Source organism: Stenotrophomonas maltophilia (assembly GCF_006974125.1).
GTDB lineage: Bacteria > Pseudomonadota > Gammaproteobacteria > Xanthomonadales > Xanthomonadaceae > Stenotrophomonas > Stenotrophomonas maltophilia_O.
In genome coordinates, this window is record NZ_CP037858.1 from 912,865 (window position 1) to 931,127 (window position 18,263).

At 66.1% G+C, this 18,263-nt stretch carries 10 protein-coding genes; 2 read left to right on the top strand and 8 right to left on the bottom strand.

All coding sequences use genetic code 11. From position 1 onward, the window contains the following. Window positions 1-19 precede the first annotated feature (19 nt). Window positions 20-829, top strand: coding sequence for a zinc transporter ZupT (gene zupT, locus EZ304_RS04245; protein WP_142806373.1), 810 nt, complete (start codon window positions 20-22; stop codon window positions 827-829). Between the two features lie 546 nt (window positions 830-1,375). Here zupT and EZ304_RS04250 read toward each other — a convergent pair. Next, window positions 1,376-2,350: an RluA family pseudouridine synthase gene (locus tag EZ304_RS04250; RefSeq protein ID WP_049433696.1), complete on the bottom strand. Its 975-nt coding sequence runs from the start codon at window positions 2,348-2,350 to the stop codon at window positions 1,376-1,378. Window positions 2,351-2,757: 407 nt separating this feature from the next. On the opposite strand from EZ304_RS04250, the gene rne reads away from it, so the two are divergent. Further along, window positions 2,758-6,054 (top strand): ribonuclease E, encoded by a 3,297-nt coding sequence (rne, locus tag EZ304_RS04255; protein WP_142806374.1) that lies wholly within the window; start codon window positions 2,758-2,760, stop codon window positions 6,052-6,054. A gap of 177 nt (window positions 6,055-6,231) precedes the next feature. Here rne and EZ304_RS04260 read toward each other — a convergent pair whose 3' ends face one another. From EZ304_RS04260 to EZ304_RS04290, 7 genes are all read right to left on the bottom strand, one after another. Beyond that, complete coding sequence (locus EZ304_RS04260; protein ID WP_142806375.1) at window positions 6,232-7,116, bottom strand: endonuclease/exonuclease/phosphatase family protein; 885 nt, start codon at window positions 7,114-7,116, stop codon at window positions 6,232-6,234. 2 nt (window positions 7,117-7,118) lie between these two features. Next, complete coding sequence (locus tag EZ304_RS04265; protein WP_142806376.1) at window positions 7,119-10,286, bottom strand: discoidin domain-containing protein; 3,168 nt, start codon at window positions 10,284-10,286, stop codon at window positions 7,119-7,121. Next, the gene (locus EZ304_RS04270; RefSeq protein ID WP_142806377.1) at window positions 10,283-11,119 is read right to left on the bottom strand and encodes a carbohydrate ABC transporter permease; all 837 of its coding nucleotides are present in this window, start codon (window positions 11,117-11,119) and stop codon (window positions 10,283-10,285) included. The genes EZ304_RS04265 and EZ304_RS04270 overlap by 4 nt, the downstream gene beginning before the upstream one ends. Continuing rightward, a complete protein-coding gene (locus EZ304_RS04275; RefSeq protein ID WP_005410323.1) occupies window positions 11,116-11,997 on the bottom strand; it encodes a carbohydrate ABC transporter permease in 882 nt (293 codons plus the stop codon). The genes EZ304_RS04270 and EZ304_RS04275 overlap by 4 nt, the downstream gene beginning before the upstream one ends. Further along, window positions 11,994-13,334 carry a sugar ABC transporter substrate-binding protein gene (locus tag EZ304_RS04280; RefSeq protein WP_142806378.1) on the bottom strand — a complete coding sequence of 447 codons (1,341 nt, stop codon included), beginning with the start codon at window positions 13,332-13,334 and terminating at the stop codon, window positions 11,994-11,996. Before EZ304_RS04280 ends, EZ304_RS04275 begins: the two co-directional genes overlap by 4 nt. 4 nt (window positions 13,335-13,338) lie before the next feature. Then, entirely contained in the window at window positions 13,339-14,943 is a 1,605-nt protein-coding gene (locus EZ304_RS04285; RefSeq protein WP_142806379.1) for a glucoamylase family protein, read from the bottom strand. A gap of 250 nt (window positions 14,944-15,193) precedes the next feature. Continuing rightward, a complete protein-coding gene (locus EZ304_RS04290; RefSeq protein ID WP_142806380.1) occupies window positions 15,194-18,250 on the bottom strand; it encodes a TonB-dependent receptor in 3,057 nt (1,018 codons plus the stop codon). Window positions 18,251-18,263: the final 13 nt, after the last annotated feature.

An 18,263-nucleotide genomic window follows, 5' to 3' on the forward strand; every position in this document is an offset into this window, starting at 1 on the left:
ACCAGGACCGCGTCGGTACATGCTGCAGATTCCCCCCGAAAACATCTGGATCGCGCTGGCGGTCACCCTTGCGGCCGGCCTCGCCACCGCCATCGGCAGCCTGCTGGTGCTGTTCTCGCGCCGCCCCAATCCGCGCCTGCTGGCGTTCGGCCTGGCCTTCGCTGGGGGCGCGATGGTCTACGTGTCGCTGTCGGAAATCCTCAACAAGTCCATCGCATCGTTCGCCCTGGCCTATGGCGAGCGCACAGGCTTCACCTACGGCACCCTGGCGTTCCTGCTGGGCGTGATCGTGATCGTGCTGATCGATCACTTCATTCCCAACCCGCATGACAGCCTGGACAAGCAGGACCCTGCGTTTCGCGAGAACAGCCGCGAGTACCTGAAACGGGTCGCGCTGCTGACCTCGGTCGCGATCACCGCGCACAACTTCCCGGAAGGGCTGGCGACCTTCTTCGCTACGCTGGAAAGCCCGTCGGTGGGCATGCCGCTGGCCTTCGCCATCGCCATCCACAACATTCCCGAGGGCATCGCGATCGCGGTGCCGGTGTACTTCGCCACCCAGAACAAGTTCTATGCGTTCAGTGCCAGCCTGCTGTCCGGCCTGGCCGAGCCGGTGGGCGCCGCGCTGGGCTACTGGCTGCTGTCAGGATCGCTGTCGCACTCCACGTTCGGCTGGGTGTTCGGACTGATCGCCGGCGTGATGGTGTTCCTGGCGCTGGACGAGCTGCTGCCTGCGGCCAAGCGTTATGCCAAGGGCCACGAGACGGTTTACGGACTGGTGGCCGGCATGGGCACGCTGGCGATCAGCCTGGTGCTGTTCAAGTGGTGAAGGGGTTGCGGCCAACGGGCTGAGCCCCCTCGCGGCTGGCGGAGCGACATTCCGGGTTGGGCCGGGCGAGGTGGGTTTGCGGGGGACGCCGTAAACCCATCCTTGGGGGCTTGGGCGCGCCATCCATGGCGCTTACACCCCCGCAAACCCACCTCGCCCGGCCTCTGACAGGCTATAGGCGTGCCAGCCGCGCGATGAAAGAATGAAAAAGCGAAGCCCGCGCTGCGCGCGTGAGTCGAGCGTGGCTCGACTCTACAAGGGCTGCGTGCGGGTATGGGTCTACGCTGCGGCTGTCAGGTCCGCCTTGTAGCGAGCCGAGCACCGCAGGTCCGGCGAGGGCGAAGAGGCGCGGGTGTCTGAGCGCAGCGAGTTCCGCGCCGCCCCTCGGCGGACCGAGGAGCGCAGGGTACCGGCGCGCAGCGCCGGCTCGCGGATGGCGGCGTGTTTCTTTGGTTACTTTCTTTGCACGAGCAAAGAAAGTGACAAGGCCACTCATCGCAGGGAAGCGACGGCGCCGACCAAGCGCCCGGCGCCGCCGAACTGCCGTCAGCGCAGGCGGTCCAACGCTTCCACCAGCTCATCGGCCAGCGGCGCGTTCAGCACATATGGACTTTTGCCGTCGTCCAGTGCGAACTCCAGCGAGGCCGCGTGCAGGAACAGGCGTTTCAGCCCGATCTGCTCACGAAGCCGCTTGTTGACCGCTGGATCGCCGTATTTGTCGTCACCGGCCACCGGATGACCCAGGTGCTGGGCATGCACGCGGATCTGGTGGGTGCGGCCGGTCTCGATGCGCACCTCGCAGTAGGAATGGCCGCCGCGGCGTTCCAGTACCCGGAAGTGGCTGATCGATTCCTTGCCGATCGCGTTGACCTGCACATGGCGCTCGCCGCCCTGGCGCAGGCCGACATGCAGCGGCGCATCGACCGTCATCACGCCGTCAGGCATGCGCCCGGCCAGCAAGGTCAGGTAGCGCTTGCGGATGCCGGCACCGTGGTCTTCACGCAGCAGGGCCTGCAGCTCGCTCAGCGCCGAGCGCTTCTTGGCCACGATCAGCAGGCCCGAGGTGTCACGATCCAGCCGGTGGACCAGCTCCAGCGTCTGCCCCGGGCGCAGCGCGCGCAAGGTCTCGATGGCACCGAAGCTGATGCCACTGCCGCCGTGGCTGGCCACGCCGGTGGGCTTGTTCAGGGCCAGCAGGCGGGCGTCCTCGAAGACGATGGCCTGCTCCAGACGGCGCATGAACGCTTCCGGAGGACCGGCCTTGTCTCCCTCTTCACTGAGACGGACCGGCGGCACACGCACCTCATCACCCGCCTCCAGCTTGCGTTCGGCCTTGGCACGGCCACCATTCACCCGTACCTGGCCGCTGCGCACCAGCTTGTAGACCAGGCTGCGCGGGGCCCCCTTCAGCTGGCCGAGCAGGAAGTTGTCCAGGCGCTGGCCGGCGCGGTCGGCGGGAACGGTGATCATGCGCACGGAAGGCTTGTCGCCAGCGGGTTTGGTCGGGTCTTGGGCGGTCATCAGGCTGTTTATTCTGTTACACTCGGGGGGCGAGATAAGGGATTGATTTCGTTGGAAGTTACTCAGGGCCAGAAGCCCAGCTTCCGACGAATCCGGCACAGTGCGCGACCACCGCCCGCGGGGCGGCCATGTTAGCGGCTCACCGGCCTTCCCGGCCATCGCCGGATGCCTGACACGCAACCGTGCTGAACATGTCCCGCGTGGCGCTCCAGCCTGGCTGACAGCTGCCTGCGGCCTGTAACACCCCAAAACCCATAAGAGTGAAGCGCTCCCGCGGCCTGCCGTGGTGTCGTAGCGCTGGAAACCCAAGCCGCCCTCCCCGCGCTTGCGCGAATGGGCGGCGAACCGTGTCCAGAGGCGAAACCCCATGGCGTTCCGCGCGGTAGCCGCTTGCGAGGAACGCAACAATGAAGCGAATGCTGATCAACGCCACGCAGGCTGAAGAGCTGCGTGTTGCCATCGTGGATGGCCAGTCGTTGTATGACATCGACATCGAACAGCCGTCGAAGGAACAGAAGAAGTCCAACATCTACAAGGGCCGGATCTTCCGCATCGAGCCCTCGCTGGAAGCGGCCTTCGTCGAATACGGTGGTGGCCGCCATGGCTTCCTGCCGCTGAAGGAAATCTCCCGCGACTACTTCCAGGCCGGTGTCGACCACAACAAGGCCGGCATCCGCGAGCTGCTGAAGGAAGGCCAGGAGATCGTCGTCCAGGTCGACAAGGAAGAGCGTGGCAACAAGGGCGCCGCCCTGACCACGTTCATCTCGCTGGCCGGCCGCTACATGGTGCTGATGCCGAACTCGCCCAGCGCCGGCGGCGTCTCCCGTCGCATCGAGGGCGAAGACCGTGCCGCCCTGAAGGACGCCCTGGACAAGCTGAACATCCCTGATGACATGGGCGTGATCATCCGTACCGCCGGCGTCGGCCGCGATGCGGAAGAGCTGCAGTGGGACCTGGACTACCTGCTCAATGTCTGGCGCGCCATCGCCGAGGCCGCGCTGAGCAAGCCGGCCCCGTTCCTGATCTACCAGGAATCGCGCCTGATCGTGCGCGCCCTGCGTGACTACCTGCGCGCCGACATCGGCGAGATCCTGGTGGACACCGAGGAGATGTACGAGCACGCCCGCGAATTCATGCAGCAGGTGATGCCGCAGACCCTGCGCAAGCTCAAGCATTACAAGGACGACATCCCGCTGTTCAACCGCTTCCAGATCGAATCGCAGATCGAAGGTGCCTACGAGCGCAACGTGCGCCTGCCGTCGGGCGGCTCGATCGTGGTCGACCAGACCGAAGCGCTGACCGCGGTCGACGTGAACTCCTCGCGCGCCACCAAGGGCAGCGACATCGAGGACACCGCGTTCCAGACCAACCTGGAAGCGGCCGAGGAAGTGGCCCGCCAGCTGCGCCTGCGTGACCTGGGCGGCCTGGTGGTGATCGACTTCATCGACATGGCCTCCAACAAGCACCAGCGCGAAGTCGAGAACCGCCTCGCCAACGCGCTGAAGTACGACCGCGCGCGCGTGCAGGTCGGCCGCATCTCGCGCTTCGGCCTGCTGGAAATGAGCCGCCAGCGCCTGCGCCCGAGCCTGGGCGAGTCCAGCCAGATCGTCTGCCCGCGTTGCGACGGCCACGGCCGCATGCGCAGCGTCGAGTCGCTGTCGCTGTCGATCATCCGCGTGGCTGAAGAGCATGCGATGAAGGAGAACACCGGGCAGGTGCTGGTGCAGGCCCCGGTGGAGATCGCCAATTACCTGCTGAACGAGAAGCGCAGCGCCCTGCGCGAGATCGAACAGCGCCACGAGGCGCCGATCGTGATCGTCGCCGACGAGCAGCTGCACACCCCGCACTACACGGTCACCCGCCTGCGCGAGAACGAGCTGGGTGAAGAGAGCAACAAGCCCAGCTACCAGCGCGGCACCCCGCGCAAGTTGCCGGTGCACGCGCTGACCAAGGGCCAGTTGAACATCCCGCCGCCGGCGGTGACCCAGGTCAAGCACACCTCCCCCGCCCCGGTGCGCGAGGAAGTGGAGCCGGCCGCAGCGGCCCCGGCTCCGGTCGCTGCAACGCCTGTTGCGCCGGCCCCGGCGGGCGGCGTGATCGGTTGGCTCAAGCGCGTGTTCGGTGGCGAACCGGCGCCCGCGCCGGCGCCGGCAGCCCCGGCTGCACGCCAGCAGCAGGACGGCGGCCGCAAGGACCGCAACAAGGATCGCAACAAGGACCGCAAGGACCGTCGCGACGACAATCGCGGCAACGGCGGCAACGGCAACGCGCAGCAGCAGAAGGACGGCGGCAACCGCAAGGAGCGCGGTGAGCAGCGCAAGGACGGCCGCAACGGCAACAACGGCAATGCCCAGCAGCAGCCGCAGCAGGGCAAGCAGAAGGAGCCGCAGCAGAAGGATGGCCAGCAGCAGCCGCAGCAGAACAAGCCGCGCAACGAGCAGCAGGGTCAGAACCAGAACCAGAACCAGCAGCAGCCGAAGCTGAAGCAGCCCAAGCAGCCGCGTCCGCAGCAGCAGGACGGTGACAAGCCGGCCGAGAAGCCGCAGCGCAACGCCGCCGAGGCCACTGCTGAAGCCATGACCGCAGCGGCAGCCGTGGCCGCTACGACCGTCGCCGCCAATGGCGTGACCGCGCAGGAAGCGACCGCACCGGTGGCTCCGGTGGCCACCGCTCCGGCGGAAGCGGCCGCACCGGTCGACGCAGCTGCCAATACTGCCAGCGCGACCGAGGTGGTTGCGGTTGATGGTGAAGAGGCTGCAACCGACGCCAATGGCGAGCAGGCCGGCGAAGGCGCGACCCGCCGTCGTCGTGGCCGTCGTGGTGGCCGTCGTCGTCGTCGTGGTGGCGCCGAGAACGCCGCTGGCAGCGACGCTCTGGGTGATGACCAGGACGAGGGTGATGACGGAGATGACGCCGACGGCGCCGAGCCGAACATCGACAGCGCTGCCGGCACTGCGCCGGTCGCTGCTGCGCAGCCGGCCCGTTCGCAGCCGGAGTTCGACTTCGATGACGAAGTCGAACCCGCCGCCGTCGACGCCGAGAAGCCGGCCCGTGCTGCCGCCGCCGTTGTCGCCGCGCCGGTCGCGGTGGTGAGCAGCGCCGTGGTCGAAGCCGCCGCCCCGGTCGTGGCTGAAGTGCAGGCCCCGGTCGCAGCTGCGGCGAAGACCGAAGCCGCGTCCTCGCCGGTGCAGACCAGCATGCTCGATGCCATCGACGCAGCTACCCCGGCACAGCCGGTGGCCGTTGCCGCACCGGTCGCCGACGTCGCTCCGGCGCTGGACGCTGCTGCGCCGGTCATCGAAGCAAAGCCGGTCGTGGTTGAAGCAACCCCGGTGGTTGACGCCGCTCCTGTGATCGAAGCCAAGCCGGTGGCGGTCGAGGCCGCGCCGGTCGTGGAATCGAAGCCGGAGATCGTTGAAGCCGCTCCGGTAGTCGAAGCCCAGCCGCCGGTGGCCGTTGAGGTTGCTCCGGTGGTTGAAGCGAAGCCGGTCGTGGAGCCCGTCGTGGTCGCCGAACAGCCGGTCGCTCCGGTCGCGGTGGAAGCCGCGCCGACCGAGGCCGCCGCCCCGGTCACCGAAGCGGTGCTGACGCCGTCGATCGACCCGGTGGCCGATGGCCATGCCGACGCGGCGGCCCAGGCTGCGGAAGCCAAGGCCGACGAAGAAGACGAAGAGGCCGCCAAGCGCACGCCGCCGGCGAACTGATCGCTCTTTGATCGCGTGAAAACGAAACGGCGGGGATCAATGATCCCCGCCGTTTCTGTTTGTGCGTTTGGCGCTGGCTTCGCTTTGGTAGAAGCCAACCTTGGTTGGCGCCGTTGATTGAGTGCACGCGGACTCGTCCGTGCCAACCAGGGTTGGCGCCTACCGAAGCGCGCTCCGTCAGGGTTTCGGCGCGAACTGCAGGCGGGTCCACACGCCGTAATGGTCCGAGGCCCAGCGACCGCTGTCGTCGGGCTGGTCGAACAGGAGCTTCGCCTCGCGCGCAACCAACTCGTCCTGCTGGAAGAAGATGTGGTCGATCCGGGAGGGCGCTTGGTAATAGTGGCGGTTGAGCGTACTGACCCCGGCAAGGTCGGTGTTCACGTGCACGCTGCCGTAGCTGTCGCCGTAGTGGCTGCGCAGCTCGCTCAGGTCGCCTGCATCCACCAGTGCATTGAAGTCGCCAGCGATCACCACCGGTGCGCCCGCCGACGTCGCGCTGATGAAGCGCAGCAGGTCCTCGACCTGGCTGCGACGGATGCGCTGCCCACTCTCGTCACTGCGCTCGTTCAGATGCGTGGCGTAGACGTTCACCGGCGCGCCGTCGACGTCGATGCGCAGGTGAGCGACAGTGCGGTAGTCGTCCAACGGCTGCAGCAGATGATCCCCCTGGGCGAGGATCGGCCGCCGGGTCAGCAGCGCATTGCCGTAGCGCTTCGGTGCACCCACCGGATCGGTGGACACGAACACATACCTGTAGCCGAGTTGGCTGGCCAGCCATTGCGCCTGGTTGCGCACGTTGCGGCGCTGGATCACCTCCTGCAGGGCAACCGCATCCGGCTGCAGGCGCTTGAGCTCGGCCAGGATGGTGCGGCGCCGGCTCGGCCAGTCTTCGCGGTCATGATGCAGGTTGAAGGTGACCATGCTCATGCCCGGCGCGGTGGCGACGTCAGCCGCTGCCGCGGCGACCGGCTCGGCCGCCATCACCACGCCCGGCAATGCCAATGCAATTGCCAGCCCCAGGGCACGCACCATCGTGCGCACCCTTGCCGCCTGCTGCTTCATCGTTACTGCCCCTTGCGCTCGGCGCGGCGCACCGCGCTCGGTACATCGATCTCGACCCGCGCCGGCAGCTGGTGCACGTGCAGTTCCTTGTTGACCCATTCCGCCGCTTCGCCGTTGATGGTGGCCTCGCCCGGATCACCGGCGTACGGCCACGGCAACACCACGCCACCAACCGGTGGCAGCAGGCCCGGCTGCACTTCCAGCACCAGCTGCTTGTCGCTGCGCTGCAGGCGGTAGTTCAGCTGGCCCTGCGGCGTGCGCAGGCCCTGAACAGCGATGCCCTCACCCTGCAGCCACGCGGTCGGCACGCCAGCGGCCAGCACCAGCGCATCGTCCATATCGCGGTTGTAAGCGAACATGTCCAGCGCCGAACGCACGAAATCCGAGGCCACCCACGCGTGCGGCAGGTCACCGACGAAGAACGGCTTGCGTGGCGTGTGCGAGACCACTTCGGCCCACTGGTTCCAGGCCTGCGGCGCACGGTCCTTGAAGAAGAATTCGGTGGCCTGCCAGGCGCGCTCGCGCCAGCCCAGGCGCACGAACGCCGCCACGTTGCGCCACTCGTACGGGGTGTAGTCCTTCCACTCCCGCTTGCCATCGCGGCGGGCCACGAACTCCTTCCAGTAGCGTTCGAAGGTCGCCTCCAGCGCCTGCTGCGGCAGTCGGCCCTGTTCGCCACCCGGCGCCAGCGCGATGGTGGTCGAGGTCGCGTCGAAATCGCCCAGCTCGGCCGAGCCTGGCAGGTAGTCGATGTTGTGCTGCTGCATCGCCGACAGCAGCGAGGCCTGCAGGTCATTACGGAACTGGTCACGCGATTCGGCGATCTGCATCGCCTCGACCTTGCCCAGCTGGGTCGCCAGCAGCGCCGCGTCCTTGTAGCCGCGCAACGCCCAGAAGTTGTCCCAGTACGAATGCATCGGCTTGGCCGAATAGCCTTCGTGGCTGATCGAGGCCGGCATCATCCCGTAGAAGGCCGGGTTGCGCGCGCGGTTCTCCTCGGTGCGCTCGCTGGCGCGCAGCTGCTCCATGTAGCTGTAAGCGCCCTGCACGTGCGGCCACATCAGCTCGGTGAAGGTACTGTCGCCGGTATAGCGCCCGTATTCGGCGATGCTGTAGATCAGCTCACCGTGGCTGTCGTTCTCCGGCACCGGGTCGCTGCCGCGCGCGTCGACGCAGCACGGCACCTTGCCGTTCTCGAACTGGTACGGCGCATACCAGTTGATGTAGTCACGCACCGCATCGCTGCGCCCCATGCGCAGCAGGCCCTCGGAAATCATCGCGCCATCGCGGATCCAGCTGCGCGCATACGACCGCGTGCCCGGCTGCAGGCGCGGCCCGACACGCGAGATCAGCATGTGCGCGACTGCCGTGCGCAGGGTGTCGACCAGCGGCTGGCCCGCAGCGGGCACCTGCAGCGAGACCACGCCCAGCTTCTGCCGCCACTGCTCGGCCACCTGCGCCTGCGCCTTGGCCACGTCCAGCGCCTTCGGCGCCCAGCCACCGGTCTGCGGCAGCACCACCGCCACCTCGCGGCTCTGGCCGGGCTCGAGCTTGATCGTGTAGATCAACGCGCCCGACGCCATGCCGGTGCTGTCCTTCACCGCGGTGGCCGCCGGGTACTTGCCGTCCGCCAGATGCATCGCATCGAGCTTGCCATCGAACGTGCTGGCAAAGCGCGCATCCGGCACCTGCAGCGGGTAGATGCGCGGCTCTCCGTTGACCCGCACCAGCTGCTCGCCCACATCCAGTGCATCGATGCGGCTGAAGCCACCGACGGTATTGAGGAACTGGGTGGGCGGATTGACCTGCCACGGCCGGATCGCCAGTGCCAGGGTGTATTCGTGAGCGACCTTGTCCGGATTGCTCAGCCGGTAGCGGCCGATCAGCTGCGCACGCTCAGGCGTGCCCTGCACGAAGCTGGTCACCGCCAGGCCGACCTTCTCATGCACCCAGTCGACATTGGCGATCGGCAGGTAGTGATCCTGCAGCGACTGGGTGATGGCCACCTTGGACCAGTCCAGCAACTTGCCATCCAGGCGGATGAATGGCTCGATGCTGAAGCTGCCCTTGGCCGGCTCCAGTGCACCGTCCTCACTGATCAGTGCCTGTTCCTGGCCGCCATCAAGGCCCAGCAGCGTCCAGTAGGGCTGCTCGCCCACATAGGCACGTGGCAGCGAGCCGCGCGGAAGGTCGGCGGCCACCGAGGACAGGAACGCGTTCGGCGTGGCCGCGAACGCCAGCGGCTTGAGCGCGATGTCACGGATGCCGTAGCGCCAGTTCGGGCCATCCTGCAGATCGAAGCGCACGTAGCGCGCATCGGTGTCCGGCAGGGCAAGCCAGTCGCGGCCACCCGCACCGCTGGTGACTTCGCGCACGCTACGCCAGTCACGGCCATCCTCGGAGGTGCGCACGGTGTAGCGGCGCGCCTCCAGGTTCGGCAGCCAGTCGATCACCACACCGCCGATTTCACGGCTCTTGTGCAGGTCCAGGCTGATGGTCTGCTGCTTGACGCCACCGCTGATCCAGAACGTATCGCTCTTGCCGTCGATCATGCGATCCTGCAGCGCGGTGGCGGTATCGGCGATCACCGACGGCACCAGCGCCGAATCATCCTGCGGCGGCAGGCCCTGCAGGGTCAGCCTGTCGAAGCACACCGTGCCACGGCCGCCGACCTTGCTGTAGATGGTGAACTCGACGGCGGCGCTGCGTGCCATCTCCTTCTCGGGCGATGGCCCCCATGCCTTGTCGATCTGCCGGCGCCGGTACTCGACCGGCGTCCATGCCTTGGGGAAGCTGTAGCCGGGCCGGTTGACCCACCAGACATTGTCGCCGCTGGCATCGATCAGCTTGAACTGCAGGTCGTTGCCCGGCGAATCACCGCGCAGCTGGAAGCCGAAGCGGTAATTGACCGGGTACTCGATGTTCAGCGCGCGACGAATGCCGACGTAGCCGGAGACATCGTGGAAATCGTAGTCCAGGCACAGCGCGCGGCCACCGCCGGCTCCACTGACCGGGCGCAGCGAACCGCTGACCTGGTCGGACAGCACCAGCTTCCAGGCCGCGATGTCGTCGAAGTCGTCCAGCACCTTCGGTGCCGGCAGCGCCGGAGGTGCGGCGATCGCCAGGGAGGTCCACAACAGGCCCAGTCCAACGGCGATCGCTCGCTTCATCCCTTGACGCTCCCCAGCAACAGACCTTGGATGTAGTACCGCTGCAGCACCAGGAACAGCGCCAGCACCGGAACCACGGTGACCACCGCGCCAGCCATCATCATTTCCACGTCCATGATGTGCTCGCGCGAGAGGGTGGCCAGTGCCACCGGCAAAGTGTAGTGCTCCTGGTCGGTCAACACGATCAACGGCCACATGAAATCGTTCCATGCGCCCATGAACGTGAAGATCGCCAGGGTCACCAGCACCGGCTTGAGCATCGGCAGCACGATCTGGAAGAAGATGCGCAGCTCCCCTGCCCCGTCGATGCGCGCCGCTTCGAGCAGTTCGTCCGGAATCGAACGCGCGTACTGGCGTACCAGGAAGATACCGAACACGCTGGCCAGCGCCGGCACGATCGCGCCGCCGAAGCTGTTGACCAGTCCCAGCTGCTTCATCAGCAGGAACAGCGGCAGCATCGCCACCTGCGCCGGAATCACCAGCGCCGCCATCAGCACCTGGAACAGGCGCTCGCGGCCAACGAAGTTCAGCTTGGCGAAGGCGTAGCCGGCCATGGTGTTGAGCAGCAGCGAACCCAGCGTGATGCCCAGCGACACCAGCAGGCTGTTGGCGAAGTTGCCGCCCATGCCGGTGCGCGCGAACAGTTCATGGTAGTTGTGCGTGGTGATGCTCGACGGCAGCAGTGGCGGCGGGAAATGACTGGCCTGGCCCTGCGGCATGAACGAGACCGAGAGCATCCACAGCAGCGGTGCCAGGCTGACCAGGGCCAGCACCAGCAACGCACCATTGATCAACCACGGGTACCAGCGCGACTGGCCGATTTCACGACTCATACCAACTGCCTCTTGCGGCCGAAACGCAGCATCACGGTGGTCACCGCCAGGATGATCAGGAACAGCAGGAACGCCACCGCGGAGGCGCGCCCCAGGTTCCACCACTTGAAGCCTTCCTCGAACATGAAATACAGCACGCTGACGGTGCTCTGCAGCGGATCGCCGCGGGTCATCACGTACGGTTCGGCGAACAGCTGGAAGTACCCGGACACGGTGATCACCCCCACCACCAGCAGCACCGGGCCGAGCATCGGCAGGGTGATGTGCAGGAACTGCTTCCAGCGCGAGGCGCCGTCGATGCGCGCGGCCTCGTACAGGTCATGCGGGATCGCCTGCAGGCCGGCCAGGAAGATCACCATGTTGTAACCGAAGTTCTTCCATACCGCGAACAGCATGATGGTCGGCATCGCCCAGTTGGGATCACCCAGCCAGTCGATCGGACTGATACCCAGATGGCCCAGGCCATAGTTCACCAGGCCGTAGCTGGTATGGAACAGGTAGCGCCAGATCACCGCCACCGCTACCAGGGTGGTCACCACCGGCGCGAACAGCGCGGTGCGGAACAGCGCCTTGAAGCGTGCGGCCGGCGCATTGAGCAGCATCGCCGCGCCCAGCGACACGCCGATCGACAACGGCACGCCGATCAGCACGAAGTAGGTGGTATTCCACAGCGACTTCCAGAACATCGGCGTCTGCAGCAGGTCGATGTAGTTGCCCAGCCCGACAAAGCGCAGGTTGCTGCTGTCGGCCAGCGCATACAGGTCGAAGTCGGTCACGCTCAGCGCCAGCGCCGAGGCCACCGGCAGGCCGAAGAACACGCCCAGCACGATCAGCGAGGGGCCGGCGAAGATCCAGCCGGCAAGCGAAGTACGTTTCATTGCGCGCTCCCGGCGGCGACGGCGCTGCTTGATCGCGGCGACGACACGCGCTGCTGCAGGCGTTGTTGTTCATGCATCCAGCGGCGCTTGGCCAGCACCTTGTCCACGCGCTGGTCCAGCTCTTCCACGGCCTTGTCCTGCGCCAGGCCACCGCGCACCACCTTCTCGGTGACGATGCGCATTTCCTGCACGATGCGCTCCCATTCGAGCACCTTCGGCGTCGGCTTGACCCGCTCCAGCTGGTCACGGAACGCGGCGGCCAGCGGATCGTTGGCCAGCGACGGCGCGTTCCAGGTACTGCGGCGCGGCGGCAGGTCGCCGATGATCGAATGGAAGCGCGCCTGGATTTCCGGTCGCGACAGGAATTCGATCAGCTTCCACGACGCTTCCTTCTGCTGCGACTTGCGGAAGATCACCAGGCTGGTGCCTCCGGCAATGCCGGCACCCGGGCCGTCCGGACCCGGCAGCGCGGCCGTGCCCCACTGCCCTTCCAGTTCCTTGGGCTGCAGCTTCTTGAACTCGCGGATGTTCCAGGGGCCGGAGATGTAGAACACATTGAAGCCACGGAAGAATTCGTCCCAGACGTTGGAGATCTGCGTCTCGGACATCTTCGGCGCCCAGCCCTGCTCGAACATGTTGGCGTAGAAGGCGAGCGTGCGGCGGAAGCCCGGGCTGGCGAAGTTGCCGCGGGTGTCGTCGTCACGCAGCAGCGGGTCGGGCTGCTGCAGCGCCAGCGACAGCTGCTGCTCGAACTCGTTGATCGGCATCAGCACCGCATAGCGGTTCGGGCCCTGCATGCGCTTGATCGCCGCCATCTGCTCGTCCCACTCCTGCCACGTGCGCGGCGGGTGGTCGTAGCCGGCCTTGGCCAGCAGGTCCTTGCGGTAGTAGATCAGGCGCGTATCGACGTACCACGGCACGCCGACCAGCTCGCCGTGGATCACGTTGGTATCCCAGATGCCCTGGAAATAATCCTTCTCATCGACCACGGCCGAATGATCAACGAACGGCTGCAACGGCGTCAGCGCATCGAGCTCGGCAAACTCCGGCACCCAGGTGTTGCCCAGCTGGCAGACATCCGGCAGGCCATCGGCGGCGAACGCGGTCAACAGCTTCTCGTGCGCGGCGGTCCACGGAATGTTCTGCACATCCACCTTGATGCCGGGGTTTTCGGCTTCGAACTCATGGATCAGTTCGCTGACCACCTCGGCTTCGCGGCCCATCGCCCAGAAGCGCACGGTGGTGGTGCCCGGTTCGGTACGGGCGCAGCCGGCCACGGCCAGTGCGGCCAGGGCAGGCAGCGCCCAGCGGCGCAGGCGGTCGGTCCAGTTCGGCATCGGGTTACTTGCCCTGGCCTGTGGTGCGGTTGGCATTGTTCTTCTGTTCCTGCGCGGCAGCCGCGCGTGATTCGGCGATACCCACCGCGCGTGCCGCCGCGGCCTTTTCGTCTTTCTGCAGTTCCAGTGGCTGGAACGAACCTTCCGGTGCCAGCCAGCCACCACTGAACCCGGCCCGTTCCAGGCCCTTGCGGATGTACGGGTTCTTCTTCATCACTTCCCATACGAAGTCATCGCGGTAGTTGGCGATCATGGTCAGGATCGGCCCCTGGTCGATGGCGATGTAATCGCTGGCGACCCAGCCGCGATCCGGCACCAGGCGGCCGGTCTTGATCGGGATGTCGTAGTTGAAGCTGGGATTGAACGAATCAAGGAAGCCGTAGCTGGAATAGATGTAGTCGCCGTAGCGCTTGTGCATTTCCAGCGTGGCCGGGATCACCTGCTCGGGCGCGAACACCACCGAAGCAATCGCGGCGGTCGGTGCGATGGTGCCGTCATCGAAGTTCTCGCGCAGGCCGGCACCGCGCGAAGAGTAGTGGCGGAACTGGCGCTGCTCGCCTCGGTATTCCTGCGTGGTGTTCTGCGGGCCGTCGCTGGCGGTCAGGCCCCATACGTTCTCGCCGTAGTCCTTCCACTGCATCGGGTTGGCGATGGCGTACTCGCGCTGGGCCAGGGCAGCCGAGCGGCTGTTGAGGAAGTAGGTGCTGCCGCGCTCGCGCATGTACGCGTCCTGGATGTCGCGGAAGTCGATCCAGACGTGGCTGTACTGGTGGCCGAACAGCGGGCCGAAGGACAGGTATTCCTGGCCCTGGTAGACACCCCAGTCGTTGTCGTAGGTACGCGTCCACACGGTCCACGCATCCGGGCTGACCGGGTGCGTCGGCGAACCCAGGGCGAGGATGTAGACCATCATCACCTCGTTGTAGCCCATCCAGTCATGGTCGATGAAGCCGCTCTCCGGGAACCAGCCCATCGAGATCAGCGGCGCACGCTGCTGCAGCCACGGCCAGTCGACCTTCTTGTACAACGTGTCGGCGATCTGGCGGATTTCCTTCTCGCGCGGATCGTCGCCGTCGTAGTACGACTGCGCGAACAGCACGCCCATCATCAGCAGCGCGGTATCCACCGAGGACAGTTCGACCCAGCTGTCGTAGCGACGGCCTTCCTGCATGTCCAGGAAGTGGTAGTAGAAGCCCTTGTAGCCGGCCTTGCCGGTACGCTGCGGGCCCATCGGCACGTCGCGGAAGAATTTCAGGGTGGTCAGGGTGCGGTCGATCGCCTGGTTGCGGCTGACCCAGCCGTTCTCGATACCGATCGGATACGCGGTCAGCGCGAAGCCGACCGAGGCGATGCTGGCGAACGGCCGCGACGGATAGCGGTCCGGGGTCAGGCCATTGATCTCGTTGGTGGTATCCCAGAAGAACTGGAAGGTACGACGCTCGATGTCATCGAACAGCGGCGGCAGCACCGGCTTCATCGGCCGCGGCGGTGCGTCGGCCTCGATCAGGATCACCGGCGGCCGCGGCTTGGCAGGTTCCTGCTGGGCCGGCTGGCAGGCGGCCACGGCCAGGCTCAACGCTGCGGCGGACAACAGATGGCGTGCCTGCATGGCGCGATTTCTCCGGTGGTCTGATCGATGGGAAAGCATAACGTCCAATGATCTGAAATCGTTTACAAGGTGCGTTCTTAAAAAACCACGAAAATCGTGGCCTGACACCGCGATCATTGCCCACGCCGCTGCCCCCTGGCCGGCAGCGGCGTGGGCAATGGACCGGCACGAAGCCGGCCATTGCCATGTATCCATTCAGCCGATGCCGCCGGCGGACCGGCGGCATCGGGTCGTGCATCTACACCCAGACTTAGAAGCGGAAGCCCACTTCGGCCTTGATCTGACGCGGCGTACCGATGATTTCGCCGGTCTCGTTGTAGCTGGCCTGCAGCTTGCCGTTGGTCTTGACGTAGTTGTAGGTGGAGAAGTTGTCGAAGTTGAACACGTTGATGATGTCGATACGTGCGTACAGCTCGGTATCGCCCGGCATCTTGAACGTCTTCGTCGCCTGCAGGTCGACCGAACGGTAGCCGAAGATCTTGCCACCCACCAGGAACTTGCCGGTGGCGTTGGGCACGGCCGCCTGCGGCGTCGGCAGGGTGTAGCCGCTGGCCTGCATCACCGGGTACCAGTCGTTGACGGCAGTCGGGGTTGCCAGGGTGATCTTGCCGCCGAAGGTGATGCCCCAGAAGCCCGCATACGAACCGGTCACCACCAGGCGGTGGCGCGGCGCGCCGTTGGAGCGGATGGTCGGATAGTCGCCGATCAGGCCGCGGTCAAACGCGTACTTCTCGTTGATGTCGCGGTTGTGGCGGGCGGTGGTCCAGGTGTAGGCGATGGAGGTACCCCAGCCGCTTTCCTTGGTGAAGGGCTTCTGCGCCGACAGCAGCACCTGGGTGGCACGGGTCTTGATGCCCTGCTGGCCGATGATCAGGCTGCCGAAGCCCGGCACGTTGCAGCTCCACGCCTGGCTCAGGCCCGGGTCGGTGCCACCGCACAGGCGCGGGTCATCGAAGAACTGGCCGGTCGGGTAACGGTTGCCCAGGGTGAAGGCGAAGCCGTCGTAGCTCAGGGTGCGAGCGATGGTGGCATCGGTCAGCCACTCGCCGATCCGGTTGCTCATGCCCAGGCTGAACTGGTCCGAGTACGGCGCCTTCAGCTTGTTGTTCAGCAGGTCCACTTCCAGACCGGCATTGCTGGTCGCGCCAACCAGCGACTGCAGGTTGCCGATACCGTTGAGCAGGTTCGGGTTCCAGTCATAGCAGGCGGCCTGGCCGTTGATGCAGGTGCCGGTGGCCGGGTTGCGGAAGTAGATGGTCGGCTGCGGCAGGGCCAGCTTGGTGGTTTCCAGCTGCAGGTTGTCGAACAGGTCACGGTCGTAGGAACGGCCGGCACCACCGTGGATCACGTGCTGCTCGTCGGCGTTGATGTCATACGAGAAGCCCAGGCGCGGCTGCCAGGCATCCTTGAACGCCTTGCGGTTGTGACCGTTGCTGATGTAGTCGCTGATGTCCAGGCCACCCAGTGCCAGCGAATCGGCGTAGGTCTGGCCGGCAGGCGCACGCGGATCCTGCGAATAGATGGCGTCGACCACCTGCTGCGGGGTTACGAAGTTCAGGTAGGTCGGGGTCTTTTCGTAGTCCCAGCGCAGGCCGATGTTCAGCTGCAGGTGGTCGTTGACCTGCCAGTCGTCCTGGATGAACACGCCGTACTGCTTGGACTTCGAACGCACTTCGCCGGACACGCCCGACACGCCGGTCACCGGCTTGACGAATTGCGCCTTGTACGGAATCGAATCCGGGAAGTCCGGATCGCCCAGGGAATAGGTGAAGGTCGGGTTGATCTGCGCCGCATCGGAAGCGTACAGGTCGATCTGCTTGTACTTCACGCCCATCTTGATGGTGTGGTCACCGGCCCACTGGATGCCATCCAGGGTCAGGTTGTCTTCGATCGACCAGCCCTTCTGGCCCTTCACCTGCGAATCCAGTGCCGATGCACCGCCGATCTTCACCACGGTGCGGTCTTCGGGACCGTCCGGTGCGGTGTAGGTGATGCCGTTGGCCAGGGTCAGCGGGGTCGGGTTGTTGAACGAATCCTCGTGGGTAACCATCAATTCGTTGTAGTACCGCTCACCGCTGTGGTTCCAGCGCAGGGCGTAGCGGCGGTCGGTATTGACCACTTCGCGCCCGGCCTGCGGCGAGGTCTGGCCACTGAACTGCGACTGGGTTTCGTCGCGGTCCTGGAAGGTCAGCTCGATGCGATCATTATCGGTCGGCTCGAAGTCGATCTTGGCGAAGATCAGATCCTGCTGGAACGGCTGGCTGGCCGGGCCAAGGCCGGCGGCGCCGGCGGCCGGCAGCAGACCGGCAGCAGCGGTGACCGCGCCATCCGGCGCGATGGTCACCGGCAGGTCGAAGCGCTTGGCTTCGTAGGTCACGAAGAAGTGGGCCTTGTCCTGGATGATCGGGCCACCCAGGGCGAAGCCGTATTCCTTCTCGGCCGAATCCTCCTTGCCCTTGTTCGGCTGGCGTTCGGCCGGGGTCATCGCGCGCATGCTGTCGTTGGTGTAACGGTAGAAGGCTTCACCCTTGAACTCGTTGGTACCCGACTTGGTCGCAGCGGTGACGGCAGCACTGGATACCTGGCCGTACTCGGCCTTGTAGTTGCCGCTGATGACCTTGTACTCGCCAATGGCCAGCTGCGGGAATGGATTGCCGGCACTGCCGGACTGGCCGGCCACGCCGCCACCCTTCACGTAGCTCTTCTGGCCCACGCCGTCGATGTACACATTGGTGCCATCGGCATTGGTGGCACCGCCGCGCAGCGAGGTGTTGCCCTTGGCATCACGGGTGAAGATCAGGCCCGGCACCGCGTCGGCGAACTCCAGGAAGTTGCGCGAGACCTGCGGGGTGGTCTGGATCTGCTGCAGGCTGACGGTCTTGCCGACTTCGGACGTGCGCACTTCCTGCAGCAGGGTCGGCGCGACGACGTTGACGGTGTCCAGGTTGGTGGCCGCGGTCGAACCCGGGGTGCTGCTGGCAGCGCCGGCAAAGTTCAGCGTAGCGGTCGAGGCCACGGTGACGGTGACCTTCTGCGACTGGCCGTTGGCGACCACGTCATAGGTGCCCGGATCCAGGCCCATCAGCGAGTAGCTGCCGTCGGCGCGGACGGTGCCGCGACGGACGGTGCCGGTGGCGACGTTGGTGGCGGTCACTTCGGCGCCGGCCTGGGCGCCGGATACCTGGCCGCGCAGGCTGGCATTGGCCGACTGCGCCATGACGTTCGGAGCGGCGGCCAGCATCAGGCAGCTGACCAGTGCGGTGCTCAGCAGCCGGCGCGCCGGCGTGCGGAAGGTGGTGTGCATCATCAACTCAATCTCC